Source organism: Pseudomonas sp. MD195_PC81_125 (assembly GCF_014060985.1).
GTDB classification, from domain to species: domain Bacteria; phylum Pseudomonadota; class Gammaproteobacteria; order Pseudomonadales; family Pseudomonadaceae; genus Aquipseudomonas; species Aquipseudomonas parakoreensis.
Genome location: NZ_JABULD010000482.1, coordinates 1 through 14,401 on the forward strand (window position 1 = coordinate 1; position 14,401 = coordinate 14,401).

The 14,401-nt window shown below is 61.1% G+C and carries 13 protein-coding genes and 2 pseudogenes; 11 read left to right on the plus strand and 4 right to left on the minus strand.

Annotated elements, in window-relative coordinates; genetic code table 11:
- From HT737_RS19400 to HT737_RS19420, 5 genes are all read left to right on the plus strand, one after another.
- Positions 1-498: PD-(D/E)XK nuclease family protein (locus HT737_RS19400; protein WP_182403724.1), on the plus strand; the 498-nt coding region annotated here is incomplete at its 5' end.
- Entirely contained in the window at positions 495-2,594 is a 2,100-nt protein-coding gene (recD, locus tag HT737_RS19405) for an exodeoxyribonuclease V subunit alpha (RefSeq protein ID WP_182403726.1), read from the plus strand. The genes HT737_RS19400 and recD, both read left to right, overlap by 4 nt.
- A gap of 120 nt (positions 2,595-2,714) precedes the next feature.
- Positions 2,715-3,290 (plus strand): YfiR family protein, encoded by a 576-nt coding sequence (locus HT737_RS19410; protein WP_047291107.1) that lies wholly within the window; start codon positions 2,715-2,717, stop codon positions 3,288-3,290.
- Positions 3,287-4,555: a diguanylate cyclase domain-containing protein gene (locus tag HT737_RS19415; RefSeq protein ID WP_047291108.1), complete on the plus strand. Its 1,269-nt coding sequence runs from the start codon at positions 3,287-3,289 to the stop codon at positions 4,553-4,555. Before HT737_RS19410 ends, HT737_RS19415 begins: the two co-directional genes overlap by 4 nt.
- 44 nt (positions 4,556-4,599) lie before the next feature.
- Entirely contained in the window at positions 4,600-5,055 is a 456-nt protein-coding gene (locus HT737_RS19420; protein WP_182403736.1) for an OmpA family protein, read from the plus strand.
- Here HT737_RS19420 and HT737_RS19425 read toward each other — a convergent pair.
- A complete protein-coding gene (locus HT737_RS19425; protein ID WP_041066648.1) occupies positions 5,052-5,999 on the minus strand; it encodes a LysR family transcriptional regulator in 948 nt (315 codons plus the stop codon). The genes HT737_RS19420 and HT737_RS19425 overlap by 4 nt on opposite strands.
- 150 nt (positions 6,000-6,149) lie before the next feature.
- Between HT737_RS19425 and HT737_RS19430 the strand changes: the two genes are divergently transcribed.
- Together HT737_RS19430 and mmsB are read left to right on the plus strand one after the other, a co-directional pair.
- Positions 6,150-7,676: a CoA-acylating methylmalonate-semialdehyde dehydrogenase gene (locus HT737_RS19430; protein ID WP_182403728.1), complete on the plus strand. Its 1,527-nt coding sequence runs from the start codon at positions 6,150-6,152 to the stop codon at positions 7,674-7,676.
- A 9-nt stretch (positions 7,677-7,685) separates the two neighbouring features.
- Positions 7,686-8,574, plus strand: a pseudogene (gene mmsB, locus HT737_RS19435) (3-hydroxyisobutyrate dehydrogenase).
- 246 nt (positions 8,575-8,820) lie between these two features.
- On the opposite strand, the gene HT737_RS19440 reads toward mmsB, so the two are convergent.
- Positions 8,821-9,171, minus strand: a complete 351-nt coding sequence (locus tag HT737_RS19440) for a cupin domain-containing protein (protein ID WP_003221437.1) — start codon at positions 9,169-9,171, stop codon at positions 8,821-8,823.
- 34 nt (positions 9,172-9,205) lie between these two features.
- Positions 9,206-10,144: a LysR family transcriptional regulator gene (locus HT737_RS19445; protein ID WP_182403730.1), complete on the minus strand. Its 939-nt coding sequence runs from the start codon at positions 10,142-10,144 to the stop codon at positions 9,206-9,208.
- 233 nt (positions 10,145-10,377) lie between these two features.
- On the opposite strand from HT737_RS19445, the gene HT737_RS19450 reads away from it, so the two are divergent.
- The gene (locus HT737_RS19450) at positions 10,378-11,142 is read left to right on the plus strand and encodes a sulfite exporter TauE/SafE family protein (RefSeq protein WP_182403732.1); all 765 of its coding nucleotides are present in this window, start codon (positions 10,378-10,380) and stop codon (positions 11,140-11,142) included.
- Here HT737_RS19450 and HT737_RS19455 read toward each other — a convergent pair.
- Positions 11,132-11,446 carry a putative quinol monooxygenase gene (locus HT737_RS19455; protein WP_047291115.1) on the minus strand — a complete coding sequence of 105 codons (315 nt, stop codon included), beginning with the start codon at positions 11,444-11,446 and terminating at the stop codon, positions 11,132-11,134. The two genes, HT737_RS19450 and HT737_RS19455, sit on opposite strands and share 11 nt — an antisense overlap.
- 182 nt (positions 11,447-11,628) lie before the next feature.
- Here HT737_RS19455 and HT737_RS19460 point away from each other — a divergent pair.
- From HT737_RS19460 to HT737_RS19470, 3 genes and pseudogenes are all read left to right on the plus strand, one after another.
- Positions 11,629-12,220 (plus strand): annotated as a pseudogene (locus HT737_RS19460) (NAD(P)H-dependent oxidoreductase).
- 189 nt (positions 12,221-12,409) lie between these two features.
- Positions 12,410-13,321: a LysR family transcriptional regulator gene (locus HT737_RS19465; RefSeq protein WP_041066663.1), complete on the plus strand. Its 912-nt coding sequence runs from the start codon at positions 12,410-12,412 to the stop codon at positions 13,319-13,321.
- 103 nt (positions 13,322-13,424) lie between these two features.
- Positions 13,425-14,318 (plus strand): NAD-dependent epimerase/dehydratase family protein, encoded by an 894-nt coding sequence (locus HT737_RS19470; RefSeq protein ID WP_182403734.1) that lies wholly within the window; start codon positions 13,425-13,427, stop codon positions 14,316-14,318.
- The last annotated feature ends 83 nt before the right edge of the window (positions 14,319-14,401 follow it).

Consider the following 14,401-nt stretch of genomic DNA (forward strand, 5'->3'; position numbering starts at 1 on the left):
TTCTGGTTTGCCAGTCACAAGGTTGATGTCCTCAAACTCGATGATTGGGTACGCCAGTACACCCACAACGGTGTGGCGCGAGTAGCCGCCGAGCCAGTACAGCTCAACGGCATGTTCAAGGGCTTTATCGACCTGACCTTCGAGCACGCGGGCCGTTACTACGTCGCCGACTACAAATCCAACTGGTTGGGTGTCGACGATACGGCCTATACCGAGCAAGCCATGGAGCGTTCGATCCTGGACAACCGTTACGACCTGCAGTACGTGCTGTATCTGCTGGCCTTGCATCGGCAATTGAAGGCGCGTCTGCCCGACTACGATTACGACCGGCATGTCGGTGGTGCGTTGTATGTATTCCTGCGGGGAACCCGGGCAGACAGTAGTGGCGTGTACTTTGCGCGGCCGCCACGGGACTTGATCGAACGCCTGGATCGCCTGTTCCAGGGTAAGCCGGAAGCCAAGGCCGAACCCGCATGGGAACAGGGAGTCCTGTTATGAAGCGTACCTTCGCCGATCTGTCATCGGCTATCGACAACCCGTCGAGCCTGACGCCACTGACCAGAGCTTCGGATCTGCTGATCTTGCTTGAGCGCTGGGTCGAACGAGGCTGGCTTCGCTCGCTGGACAAAGCCTTTGTCGGTTTCCTGCACGAACTTGCGCCTGAGTCCGATCCTCTGGTGTTGCTCGCAGCCGCACTGACCAGCCATCAACTGGGTCACGGGCATGTTTGCCTTGATGTGTTCGAAACCCTCAAGGCCCCGGATTTCGCCCTCTCCCTGCCTCCCGAAGGCGATGTACAGAGTGATGTATGGCTGCTGCCGTCGCAGTTGCTTGAAACGCTGGATGGCGCCCATTGGTGCAAGGCGCTGGCGAGCAGTGCGCTGGTTGCACTGGCAGCGGACACCCGCGACCCGGCGCAGCAGCGGCCGTTGGTGCTGTCCGGCAAGCGCCTGTATCTGCGGCGCTACTGGGCTTACGAGCGGCGTATCGATGCAGCGTTACGGACACGTCTGGCTCAGCCTGAAACGCCGCCGGATGACTTGCCTCAGCGCCTCGATGAGTTGTTCGGCCCTGCAACACCGGGGGCCGTGATCGACTGGCAGAAACTCGCCTGTGCCCTTGCCACTCGCGGTGCGTTCAGCATCATCACCGGCGGCCCGGGGACCGGTAAAACCACGACCGTGGTGCGTTTGCTCGCGCTGCTCCAGGCGCCGGCGGTCGAGGCCGGTCAACCGTTGCGTATTCGTCTGGCGGCGCCCACCGGCAAGGCCGCTGCGCGGTTGACCGAATCCATCAGCCAGCAAGTGCAATCGCTGTCGGTCACCGAAGACGTGCGCGAGAAGATCCCTTGCGACGTCACGACAGTCCATCGTTTGCTGGGCAGCCGTCCCGGCACCCGACACTTCCGTCACCATGCTGGCAACCGCTTGCCGCTGGATGTGCTGGTGGTCGATGAAGCTTCCATGATCGACCTGGAAATGATGGCGAACCTGCTCGATGCATTGCCGACGCATGCGCGTCTGGTGTTGCTCGGCGACAAGGATCAACTCGCTTCGGTGGAAGCCGGAGCGGTACTTGGCGATCTTTGCCGTGATGCCGAGGCAGGCTGGTATAACCCGCACACCCGGCAGTGGCTGGAGTCGGTCAGCGGAGAGTCATTGCACGGCAGTGACCTGCACGTAGACCTCGATGGCTCTCATCCGCTGGCCCAACAACTGGTGATGCTGCGTCATTCCCGGCGTTTCGGTGAAGGTAGCGGCATTGGTCAACTGGCGCGGCGGGTCAATCAGCAGTTGCCGGATGAGGCGCGCCAGTTGCTGGCGGCCGGTCACTACGACGATGTGTTTTCACTGCCGCTCAAGGGAGAACACGATCACAAGCTGGAGCGCCTGTTGCTCGACGGTCATGGCGACGGTCCACAGGGTTATCGCCACTATCTGAACATCCTGCGCGAACAACGCCCGCCAGCAGGCAGACCGCTGGAACATCCAGACTGGACCAACTGGGCGCGGGCGGTGCTGCAGGCGTTTGACACCTTCCAGTTGTTATGTGCCGTGCGCAAGGGACCTTGGGGCGTTGAAGGGTTGAATCTGCGGATCACCGAAACCCTGCTCAAGGCACGCCTGATCGAGCATGACCAACAATGGTACGAAGGTCGGCCGGTGCTGATGACCCGCAATGATTACGGTCTGGGACTGATGAACGGCGATATCGGCATCGCCCTCAAGTTGCCCGAGCGCGAGGGCCCCGAAGCTGGCAGACCGGTACTGCGCGTGGCCTTCCCGCGAAACGACGGGCAGGGCGGGGTACGGTTCGTGCTGCCGAGTCGGCTCAACGACGTTGAAACGGTGTACGCCATGACCGTGCACAAATCTCAAGGCTCGGAGTTCGCCCACACCGCGTTGATCCTGCCTGACGCCTTGAATCCGGTGCTGACCAAAGAATTGATCTACACCGGGATTACACGGGCCAAGCATTGGTTCACCTTGATCGAACCCCGGCCTGGAGTGTTCGAAGAGGCCGTGCAGCGCAAGGTCAAGCGCCTGAGCGGATTGATGCTGGAACTGGAGGAAGGCGCAGAGGCTCGGGAATGAAATAACCTGAAGTCTGGTACCGATTACTGACCGACTGGTCAGACGACGCTGTCTCGCTGGTGTTACTTCGCTGTGCTATCGTTGCGGCATCATTTCGGTACGATCCAAGAGAATCCCTGCATGAAGGTGGCTGTCTGGGCGACAGAGCGCGTGGTTCGCTGCAAGCACGCATTGCTTGTCGGTCTGCTCTGTTTGCTGGCGGGCGCTGCCATCGCGCAGCCACAAACGCCAGCGGGCATGGCCGAGCAACGCGCCCAAGCGGTGACGCAGGTCGTGCTCGGCATTCTCAGCTATGCACGCTGGCCGGTTGAACCTGCGCAATTGCGCCTGTGCATCGTCGGCCCTACCGAATACACCGACGATCTGGTTAAAGGCACCACGCAGGCCACTGGTCGGCCGGTCGTCGTACGCCGACTGCTGGCCGACAACCCGGCGATCGTCAGCGAATGCGATGCGGTGTACATCGGCAAACTCACGGCGGATGAGCGCAGTCGGCTGTTTGCTTCATTGATCGGTCACCCGGTGTTGAGCATCAGCGAAGGAGGCGATCAGTGTACGGTCGGCAGCCTGTTCTGCCTGCGCGTCGGCGATGAACAGGTGTCCTTCGAGGTCAACCTCGACTCTGTCGCGCGCAGCGGTGTACGCATCCACCCGAGCGTACTGCAATTGTCGCGTCGCAAACCGGCGGCGCCATGAAACTGTTCCGTTCTGGAAGCCGCCCGACGCTGGGATCGGTCATTGGCCGTGGCCATTTGATTGTGGCGCTGGTAGCCGTGACGATGGCCAGCGTATCGCTGACCCTGCTGGGCGTTCTCGCGCTGCGGGTGTACGCCGATCACAACTTGCAGCTCATTGCGCGCTCGATCAGCTACACCGTGGAAGCGGCGGTAGTGTTCAACGACAAGGCCGCGGCGACTGAAGCGCTGGCCTTGATTGCGTCCACCGAAGAGGTGGCGGACGTGCAGGTGTTCGATGCGCAAGGTCAGGTGCTGGCGCGTTGGCAGCGGCCCGAGAACGGCCTGTTTACCGAACTGGAAATGCAGATCACGCGTACCGTTCTGGAAAAGCCGGTCAGGCTGCCGATTGTGCATCAGGAGCGCGAAATCGGTCACATTCTGCTGGTCGGTCATGGCGGCAGTCTCATGCGCTTTTTGCTGAGCGGTCTGGCAGGGATCATCCTGTGTACCGCCATCAGTGCCTGGGTCGCGCTCTATCTCGCGCGTCGACAATTACGCGGTATTACCGGACCACTGCGTAGCCTCGCCGCGGTGGCCCACGCCGCGCGCAGCGAGCGCGCGCTGGATCGGCGGGTACCGCCGGCGCAGATTGCCGAACTGGATAATCTGGGCAACGACTTCAATGCGTTGCTCGACGAACTCGAATCCTGGCAAACCCACCTGCAGAGCGAGAACGAAACCCTCGCCCACCAGGCCAGCCACGACAGCCTCACCGGCTTGCCGAACCGGGCGTTTTTCGAGGGCCGATTGATTCGTGCCCTGCGTAATGCCGGCAAACTCAACGAGCGGGTAGCGGTGCTGTTTCTCGACAGTGACCGTTTCAAAGGTATCAACGACAACTTCGGTCATGCTGCCGGCGATGCCGTGCTGGTGGCGGTCGCCAATCGGATCCGCGCGCAGCTGCGTGAAGAGGATCTGGTGGCGCGGCTTGGCGGCGATGAGTTTGCCGTGCTGCTTGCGCCGCTGCACAAGGTCGAAGACGCCGAGCGCATTGCCGACAAGATTCTCGACAGCATGGACATGCCCATCGCGCTGCCGGGCGATACCAGTGTGGTGACGTCGCTCAGTATCGGCATTGCGGTTTTCCCTGATCATGGTGCCACGCCAGGTGCCTTGCTCAACGCCGCCGACGCGGCGATGTACCAGGCCAAACGCCTGTCGCGTGGTGCTCAATTCACTGCCGGGTCGGAGAGCCCGGTTGTCAATCTGCAAACCAGGAGCTGATTCCCGTGTTCATACTTCCCGCTCGATTGTTTTCCGCCTTGCTGATGATCGCCGTACTGGCGCTGACCGGCTGCCAGACCGCACCACAAAAAGGCCTGACCCCGGCGCAGATTGCCGTCCTCAAACAACAAGGCTTCGAGGCAACCGACGAAGGCTGGGAGTTTGGCCTGTCAGGCAAAGTGCTGTTTGGCAGCGATATCGAAAGCCTGAACGCCCAAAGCACCGAAATCGTCGAACGCATCGGCAAGGCGCTGCTGGGGGTCGGTATTGAACGCGTACGGGTCGACGGTCATACCGACGCCTCGGGCAAAGAGACCTATAACCAGCAACTGTCGCTGCGCCGGGCCAAGAGTGTGGCTAAAGTGCTGACCACCGTCGGCATGAAGGAAGAGAACATCCAGTTGCGCGGACTGGGCAGCAGCGAGCCGGTGGCGTCCAACAGTACTGCCGCCGGACGTACCGAGAATCGTCGGGTGTCGATTGTGGTCAGCGCCGATTAATCGGCGAACTGCATCTCGCGGGTCTGCCCCATCAGCAGACCCTGATTGCGCTCGGTCACCTCACGGATGTAATCCCACAACAGTGTGATCCGCTTTAACTTCCTCAGGTCCTCCCGGCAGTACATCCAGAACTGCCGGGTGATGTCGATTTCTTCGGGCAGCACAGGCAGCAGGCGCGGATCCTGCGCCGCGAGGAAGCACGGCAGAATTGCCAGTGAACGCCCTTGCTGCGCTGCGACGAACTGCGCGATCACGCTGGTGCTGCGCAGGTTCGCGCTGGCGCCAGGCAGCACGTTCGCCAGGTACAGCAACTCCGAGCTGAACGCCAGGTCATCCACATAACTGATGAATTGATGCTTGCCCAAATCGGCCGGGCGGCGAATCGGTGGGTGCTGGTCGAGGTAGTCCTGGGTCGCGTACAGCTGCAAGCGGTAGTCGCAGAGTTTGCAGCACACGTACGGGCCATGCTCCGGGCGCTCCAGCGCGATAACGATATCGGCTTCGCGTTTGGACAGGCTGATGAAGTGCGGCAGCGGCAGGATGTCCACCGAGATCGCCGGGTAGGCGTCGACGAAATGGCTCAGTTGCGGGGTGATGAAAAAGCTGCCGAAACCTTCGGTGCAGCCCATGCGCACATGGCCCGACAGTGCCACACCGGAGCCGGAGACCTGCTCGCAGGCCATGTGCAATGTGCTTTCAATCGACTCGGCATAACCCAGCAGACGCTGGCCTTCGGTGGTCAGCACAAACCCGCTGGTGCGCGATTTTTCGAACAGCAGCGTACCCAATGCCGCTTCCAGCGAACTGATGCGCCGCGACACTGTGGTGTAGTCGACGGCCAGGCGTTTGGCTGCGGTGCTGGCTTTGCGGGTGCGGGCGACTTCGAGGAAAAACTTCAGGTCGTCCCAGTTCAGCGACCCCAGGGAGGTGATGTTTTTTTGCATGATGGACGGGCTTATATGTGCGTTCTTATTAGAAGTTTGCACATCTATACTCCAAAAACAGTCCGACAACCAATTCGTGACACACGCCTCATCTCAAGGCGAACCCTTTCGCCTTGGCTCCTACGATAAAAACAAGTTTCGGAGACCAGCATGAACGCATCGCTTACGCCCAACGAAACCACGGTCCAGAAGGTCAAGCTGCTGATCGACGGCGAGTGGGTCGAATCGCAGACCACCGAGTGGCACGACATCGTCAACCCGGCGACCCAGCAAGTGCTGGCCAAAGTACCGTTCGCCACCGCTGCTGAAGTCGATGCCGCCATCCGTGCCGCACACCGCGCCTTCCAGACCTGGAAACTGACCCCGATCGGCGCGCGGATGCGCATCATGCTCAAGCTGCAGGCGCTGATCCGCGAGCACTCCAAGCGCATTGCCGTAGTGCTGAGCGCCGAGCAGGGCAAGACCATTGCCGACGCCGAGGGCGATATTTTCCGTGGCCTGGAAGTGGTCGAGCACGCCTGTTCCATCGGCACCCTGCAAATGGGCGAGTTCGCCGAAAACGTGGCGGGCGGCGTCGATACCTACACCCTGCGCCAGCCGATCGGCGTGTGCGCCGGCATCACCCCGTTCAACTTCCCGGCGATGATTCCGCTGTGGATGTTCCCGATGGCCATCGCCTGCGGCAACACCTTCGTCTTGAAACCTTCGGAGCAGGACCCGCTGTCGACCATGTTGCTGGTGGAACTGGCGATTGAAGCCGGCGTTCCGGCGGGTGTGCTCAACGTGGTACACGGCGGTAAAGACGTGGTTGATGGCCTGTGCACCCACAAGGACATCAAAGCCGTATCGTTCGTTGGTTCGACCTCAGTCGGTACTCACGTCTACGACCTGGCCGGCAAGCACGGCAAACGCGTGCAATCGATGATGGGCGCGAAGAACCACGCCGTGGTGCTGCCGGACGCCAATCGCGAGCAGGCGCTGAATGCGCTGGTCGGCGCCGGTTTCGGTGCGGCAGGGCAACGTTGCATGGCCACCTCTGTGGTGGTGCTGGTTGGTGCAGCGAAGCAATGGCTGCCGGACCTGAAAGCACTGGCGCAGAAACTCAAGGTCAACGCCGGCAGCGAGCCGGGCACCGATGTCGGCCCGGTGATCTCGAAGAAAGCCAAGGCGCGGATTCTCGATCTGATCGAAAGCGGCATCAAGGAAGGCGCCAAGCTGGAACTTGATGGTCGCGACATCAAGGTGCCGGGCTACGAGCAAGGCAACTTCGTCGGTCCGACCCTGTTCTCGGGCGTGACCACCGACATGCAGATCTACACCCAGGAAATCTTCGGCCCGGTGCTGGTGGTGCTGGAAGTCGACACCCTTGATCAGGCCATTGCGCTGGTCAACGCCAACCCATTCGGCAACGGCACGGGCCTGTTCACCCAGAGCGGTGCGGCGGCGCGTAAATTCCAGAGTGAAATCGACATCGGCCAGGTCGGCATCAACATCCCGATTCCGGTGCCGGTGCCGTTCTTCAGCTTCACCGGCTCGCGCGGTTCGAAATTGGGCGACCTCGGCCCGTACGGCAAGCAAGTGGTGCAGTTCTACACCCAGACCAAAACGGTCACGGCGCGCTGGTTCGATGACGACAGCGTCAACGACGGCGTGAACACCACCATCAACCTGCGCTGAGGACTGGCCATGAAAATCGCATTTATCGGTCTGGGCAACATGGGCGCGCCGATGGCGCGCAATCTGATCAAGGCCGGCCATTCGCTGAACCTGGTGGACCTGAACAAGACTGTGCTGGCGGAACTGGAGCAACTGGGCGGCACCATCCGCGCCTCGGCCCGTGAAGCGGCGCAAGACGCCGAGCTGGTGATCACCATGCTGCCGGCGGCGGTGCATGTGCGTAGCGTCTGGCTCGGTGAGGACGGAGTGCTGGCCGGTATCGGCAAAGGGGTGCCAGCGGTGGATTGCAGCACCATCGATCCACAGACCGCCCGCGATGTGGCCGCCCGCTGCCGCCAAACAGGGCGTGGCCATGGCCGATGCACCGGTCTCTGGCGGCACTGGCGGCGCGACCGCAGGCACGCTGACCTTCATGGTCGGCGCCACTCCGGAACTGTTTGCCACCCTGCAGCCGGTGCTGGCGCAGATGGGCCGCAACATCGTGCATTGCGGTGAAGTCGGCACCGGGCAAATCGCCAAGATCTGCAACAACTTGCTGCTGGCGATTTCGATGGTCGGTGTCAGCGAAGCGATGGCACTGGGCGATGCACTGGGGATCGACACCTCGGTGCTGGCCGGGATCATCAACAGCTCCACCGGGCGTTGCTGGAGTTCGGAAATGTACAACCCGTGGCCGGGCATCGTCGAAACGGCGCCGGCCTCGCGTGGTTACACCGGCGGCTTCGGTGCCGAGCTGATGCTCAAGGATCTGGGGCTGGCCACCGAAGCGGCGCGCCAAGCGCATCAACCGGTGGTGCTCGGCGCGGTGGCGCAGCAGTTGTATCAGGCGATGAGCCAGCGCGGGGAAGGCGGCAAGGACTTCTCGGCGATCATCAACAGCTATCGCAAGCCGCAGTAACTTGGACATCAATACTTTTTGTGGCAACGCAGACTTTGTGGTGAGGGGATTTATCCCCGATCGACTGTGTAGCAGTCGCAACCACTGAGCCTGCGTTTCAACTGACACAATGCGGGGGGCGCTTTGCGCCTATCGGGGATAAATCCCCTCGCCACAAATCTCACAGACGCCACAACCATGGCGTCAGCCAGAATGCAGTAGGTGTTGCCGGGAAATCACGTCGGGTGGTTTCCCGGCTTTTTTGCATCAGGCAAAGACAAAATATTTGCGTACGGTCTCGACCACTTCCCAGGTGCCTTTCATCCCCGGTTCAACCACGAAGATGTCGCCGGCACGCAGGTGAATCGGCGCCATGCCGTCCGGGGTGATGATGCAATAGCCTTCCTGGAAGTGGCAGTACTCCCACTTCACGTAGTCGACCCGCCACTTGCCCGGGGTGCAGATCCAGGTGCCCATGATCTTGCTGCCGTCTTCGCTGGTGTAGGCGTTGAGGTTGACGGTGTGCGGGTCACCCTCGAGTTTTTCCCATTTGCAGGCATCGAGTACCGGCAGCGGGTGGGTGTCGCGCAGAACGGTGATGGGGGCGGTCGCGGTCATGGGAACTCCGGGCAGAAGGATTTGAAGGCGAACCCTACAGCGCCTGCTCGCCGTTCAGTTGTCTGTGCTCGACATCGAACTGCTCAGAAACGCGCGGATCAGTGAGCGCGTGTAACAACGCGCGAGCGTAATTCGGCAACGTAGCGAAATCTCGGGCGCACAGCATGAGCGTGCGGCGTGCCCACGCCTCATTGAGCGCCACCCATTTGAATGAACGCAATGCGCTTCGCTCGACAGCGGCCAGCGGCACAATTGCCAGCCCGACACCTCGGGCGACCATGCGTATTACCCCGTCGAATCCGTCGGCGCGGATACGGATCTGCATCCGCGAGCCGCTGTGCAGCGCTTGTTCTTCCAGATAAACCGCCAGCGCGCTGTCGGCGCGCAGTCCGACAAAGTCATGCTGCAGGGCGTCGCTGAAACGGACTTCGGCAGCGTCAGACAATGGGTGGTCGAGGGGGAGAATCAGCACCAGCGGATCGGCACGAAATGGCAGGGTCTGCAGGTCGGTGGTATCGACGGCGTCGGACACAATCCCGAGGTCCGCCGCGCCTTGGCGCAAGGCATGAGTGATGCGCGCGCTGGGCAATTCCTGCAGGTCGATGTCGAGGTTGGGATGCTCGCACAAAAAGTCCGCCAGTACTTCCGGCAGGTATTCAGTGATCGCGGTGGTGTTGCACAGCAACCGTACCTGGCCTTTGACGCCTTGGGCGTAATCGGCCAGATCCTGCTGCATGCGTTCGGACTGTTGCAGGAGGACACGCGCATGTTGCGCCAGCGCCTTGCCGGCCGGTGTCGGGCTCACGCCACGGCGCTCGCGCTGCAGGAACTCAGTGCCGAGCGAAGCCTCCATGGCCCGGATGCGCGCACTGGCGGCGGCCAGCGACAGATGACTGCGGGCGGCGCCAGCGGTGATGTTGCCGCTGTCGAGGATGTGCAGGTAGAGGCGCAGGTCGGTGAGGTCGAAGTGCATCAGGCAGCCTCTGGTTTTTCTGGTGTCTGGGGATGGTCCTATCGCTGGCAAGCCAGCTCCCACAGGATTTGTGTAGTGCACAAAATCTGTGATCCACACTGAAACTTGTGGGAACTGGCTTGCCAGCGATGAGGCCAGAAGTCTCAATCAGGTCTTCAGCCTCTTGTATTGGCAGAGGCAGCCTCAGTATATGGCAGATTTTCAGCGCACCCGCCAAGGCGCACAGTAGCGCCATGAACGCACTCGCAGACTTCTATCAAAACCTCGGCCTGGCCTTATCGCTGCTGGTCATCGCCACCTTCATCATGGCCGGTCTGGTCAAAGGGGTAATCGGTCTCGGCTTGCCCACTGTCGCGATGGGGCTGCTGGGTCTGGCTATGGCCCCATCACAGGCAGCCGCGTTGCTGATCATTCCGGCGACGCTGACCAACGTTTGGCAACTGGCCTTTGGCGGGCATCTGAAAGGGCTGATCAAACGCCTGTGGCCGCTGCTGCTGATGATCTTCCTCGGGACCGCCGTCGGCACGTTGTCGATCGGCATGGCGGGCGGGCATTGGGTGGTGCGCGGCTTGGGCGCGGCGTTGTTGCTGTATGCGTTGAGCGGGTTGCTGCTGCCGACCCTGCAGGTCAATCCCCGGCATGAGCCGTGGCTCGGCCCGCTGTGCGGGCTGATCACCGGAGTCATCACTTCGGCCACCGGCGTGTTCGTGATACCGGCGGTGCCGTACCTGCAGGCGCTGGGTTTGCAGCGTGATGAACTGGTGCAGGCGCTGGGCCTGTCGTTCACCGTTTCGACCCTGGCGCTGGCTGGCGGCCTGTTCTGGCGCGATGCACTAGGCAGTGGCGAATTAAGTGCGTCGCTGCTGGTGCTGATTCCAGCGATGCTGGGCATGGGGTTCGGCCAATGGCTGCGGCAGCGCATCAGTGCCGTGCTGTTCAAGCGGGTGTTCTTCATCGGACTGGGCGCACTCGGCGCCCATTTGCTGATCAGCGGCTAGCCGACGACGCGCTGAGCATGTCGATCCGCCGGATATCGAAATCGCGCTCCAAGTACGTCATGCGGTTGTCGAAAAACTCGCGCATGTGCGGCAGGTTCGAGTGCACGTCGAGGTGCGCCTGGCTTTCCCAGATCTCATAGAAGATGAACAGCGTCGGGTCTTCCTGGTCGCGCAGCATGTGGTACTCGATGCAGCCCGGCTCGGCGCGGCTCGGTTCGACATAGGCGCGAAACAGCGCTTCGAAGGCCTCGGCTTTCTCCGGGCGGGTCTTGGCGTGCAGGATGAAACCGTGGCGTTCACTCATCAGAACAACTCCTCAAATGCAGATGGCAGCCAATGCTATTGCAACAATCTGCGTTCCATTCGTGCTTTTTGATCAAATGTATTTTGCGCCGACGCGGCTTATTCCGCGCGAGATGGATGGTTAACCTGCCGCCATTCGTTTTCCCATCTTTCCCCAGCCCAATGGCTGCGCGAGGCGTTCTGATGAAAAAAGTGTTGTTGCTCAATGGCGGCAAGAAATTCGCCCATTCCGACGGTCGTTACAACGCGACCCTGCACGAAACTGCACTGAGCGTGCTGGATCGTGGTGGCCTGGATGTCAAAACCACGTTCATCGATGAGGGTTACGACGTCGCTGAAGAAGTGGCCAAATTCCTCTGGGCCGACGTGATCATTTATCAGATGCCGGGCTGGTGGATGGGCGCGCCGTGGACCGTGAAAAAAGTACCTCGACGAAGTCTTCACCGAAGGTCATGGCAGCCTTTATGCCAGCGATGGCCGGACCCGTTCCGATGCGTCGCAGAAGTACGGCAGCGGCGGCCTGATTCAAGGCAAGCAATACATGCTGTCGCTGACCTGGAATGCACCGCAGCAAGCTTTCGACGACCCGAGCGATTTCTTCGAAGCCAAAGGTGTCGACGCGGTGTATTTCCCGTTCCACAAGGCCAACGAGTTCTTGGGCATGACCGGATTGCCGACGTTTCTCTGTGTCGATGTGATGAAGCGGCCGAACATCGAGAATGATGTGGCGCGGTATGAGCAGCATCTGAAAGAGGTGTTTGCTCTCAAGGCGTGAGGTGATTCATTCGGTGAGGGTTTTAACTGTGGTGAGGGGATTTATCCCCGATGGGTCGCGCAGCGGCCCCCCGATCTTGATCTCAAAAAGCGGGGGCCTGCTGCGCAGTCCATCGGGGATAAATCCCCTCGCCACAGGGGTGTTCTCTCTCCACAATGGATTTGTGCAGTCGATCAATAAGGGAAACCCGTGAAAGCCAGATCCGATGAGTTGCAGATTTTCGTCTGCGTGATCGAGTGCGGTTCGATTTCCGCCGCCGCCGAACAGGTCGGGCAGACGCCGTCGGCGGTCAGCCGCACGTTGTCGCGGCTCGAAGCCAAGCTCGACACCACGCTGATCAACCGCACCACGCGGCGCATGGACCTGACCGAGGAGGGCAAGTATTTCTTCGAGCAGGCCAAGCTGATTCTCGATCAGATGGATGCGCTCGAAGAGCGTCTGTCCTCACGCCAGCAAACCCCGTCCGGGCGTCTGCGGATCAACGCTGCGTCGCCGTTCATGCTGCACGCCATCGTGCCCTACATCGACGAGTTCCGCAGGTTGTACCCGGACATCCAGCTCGAACTCAACAGCAATGACCTGATCATTGACCTGCTGGAACAAAGCACCGATGTCGCCATCCGCATCGGCACCCTGGCCGACTCCACGTTGCATGCGCGCTCGCTCGGTTGCAGTCCGCTGCTGATCGTCGCCAGTCCGGCGTATCTGGAGCAGCACGGCGCGCCGCAGCAGGTGGCGGACTTGAGTGATCACGCCCTGCTCGGTTTCACCCACAACGAAGGCCTCAATCAGTGGCCGCTGCGTTACGTGCACGGTGACCGTTGGCCGATCACTCCGGCCATCAGCGCCTCCAGCGGTGAGACCGTGCGCCATCTCGCGCTGGAGGGGCAGGGCATTGCCTGCCTGTCGCACTTCATGACCATCGACGACATTCGCGCCGGGCGCCTCAAGGTGTTGCTGGCGGAGTTCAACAGCGGTTATCGCCAGCCGATCAACGCGGTGTACTACCGGAACTCGCAACTGGCGCTGCGCATCCAGTGCTTCCTCGACTTCATCCAGAGCAAACTTGCGGCGTACGCCAGTGCTGATTTCAAAGGCTGATTCGTGACCCCTGCGCAACAGTGATTTGGTCGAGGGCGGGTTTTTCCATCGGGGTGACCGGTCGATACTCGTTGCATCACTTATTCACGCAGGGAGTTTCTCCATGAACGTATTCATCACCGGCGCCGCCGGTTTTATCGGCGGTTCCATCGCCACCGGTCTGGTCCAGGCCGGGCATAATGTCACCGGCCTGGTGCGCAGCGCCGAACAGGCGGATGAGCTCAAGGCACTGGGCATCACCCCGGTGATCGGCACCCTCGAAGACAGCACATTGCTGGCTGAACAGGCCCGCGCCGCCGATGCGGTGATCAACGCCGCCAGCAGCGACCATCGCGGCGCGGTCGAAGCGTTGCTCGACGCCCTGCGCGGTTCGCACAAAGTGTTCCTGCACACCAGCGGTTCGAGCATCGTCGGCGATGCCTCGGGCGGCAAGTCCAGCGACGTCATCTACTACGAAGACAATCTGCCGGAGCCCACCGTCGACAAGGCGGCGCGCGTGGCGATCGACAAGCTGATCCTCGCCGCCGCACAGGACGGCGTGAATTCGGCAGTGATCTGCAACACCCTGATCTACGGCCACAGCCTGGGCGTCAATCGCGACAGCGTGCAGTTGCCGCGTTTGCTCAAACAAGCACGTAAAAGCGGTGTGGTGCGGCATGTTGGTACTGGCCAGAACATTTGGTCCAATGTGCACATCGAAGACGTCGTCGCCCTGTACCTGCTGGCGCTGACCCGGAATGTGCCTGGCACTTTCTACTTCGTCGAAAGCGGTGAAGCCTCGTTCATCGACATGACCACTGCCATGGCTGAAGCGCTGAATCTGGGCCAGCCACAAGACTGGCCACTGCAAGACGCCGAAGCCGAATGGGGCTACGAAATGGCCAACTACGGCCTCGGCTCCAACAGCCGCGTACGCGGCAAACACGCCCGCGAACAGCTGGGCTGGGCGCCAAAGCGTACGTCGGTGGTGGACTGGATTCGTAACGAGATGGTGTGAATCCCGTTGCACCGCATCAAGCCTTTCGCGAGCAGGCTCGCTCCCACAAATAGAACGGATTCTGACTGAAGGAATGCAATCAA

What these genes read in the sequence shown, in the direction of transcription:
- recD (WP_182403726.1), top strand. Translation starts at nt 495, where the DNA reads ATGAAGCGTACCTTCGCCGATCTGTCATCGGCTATCGACAACCCGTCG.
- HT737_RS19410 (WP_047291107.1), top strand. Translation starts at nt 2,715, where the DNA reads ATGAAGGTGGCTGTCTGGGCGACAGAGCGCGTGGTTCGCTGCAAGCAC.
- HT737_RS19415 (WP_047291108.1), top strand. Translation starts at nt 3,287, where the DNA reads ATGAAACTGTTCCGTTCTGGAAGCCGCCCGACGCTGGGATCGGTCATT.
- HT737_RS19420 (WP_182403736.1), top strand. Translation starts at nt 4,600, where the DNA reads ATGATCGCCGTACTGGCGCTGACCGGCTGCCAGACCGCACCACAAAAA.
- HT737_RS19425 (WP_041066648.1), bottom strand. Translation starts at nt 5,999, where the DNA reads ATGCAAAAAAACATCACCTCCCTGGGGTCGCTGAACTGGGACGACCTG.
- HT737_RS19430 (WP_182403728.1), top strand. Translation starts at nt 6,150, where the DNA reads ATGAACGCATCGCTTACGCCCAACGAAACCACGGTCCAGAAGGTCAAG.
- HT737_RS19440 (WP_003221437.1), bottom strand. Translation starts at nt 9,171, where the DNA reads ATGACCGCGACCGCCCCCATCACCGTTCTGCGCGACACCCACCCGCTG.
- HT737_RS19445 (WP_182403730.1), bottom strand. Translation starts at nt 10,144, where the DNA reads ATGCACTTCGACCTCACCGACCTGCGCCTCTACCTGCACATCCTCGAC.
- HT737_RS19450 (WP_182403732.1), top strand. Translation starts at nt 10,378, where the DNA reads ATGAACGCACTCGCAGACTTCTATCAAAACCTCGGCCTGGCCTTATCG.
- HT737_RS19455 (WP_047291115.1), bottom strand. Translation starts at nt 11,446, where the DNA reads ATGAGTGAACGCCACGGTTTCATCCTGCACGCCAAGACCCGCCCGGAG.
- HT737_RS19470 (WP_182403734.1), top strand. Translation starts at nt 13,425, where the DNA reads ATGAACGTATTCATCACCGGCGCCGCCGGTTTTATCGGCGGTTCCATC.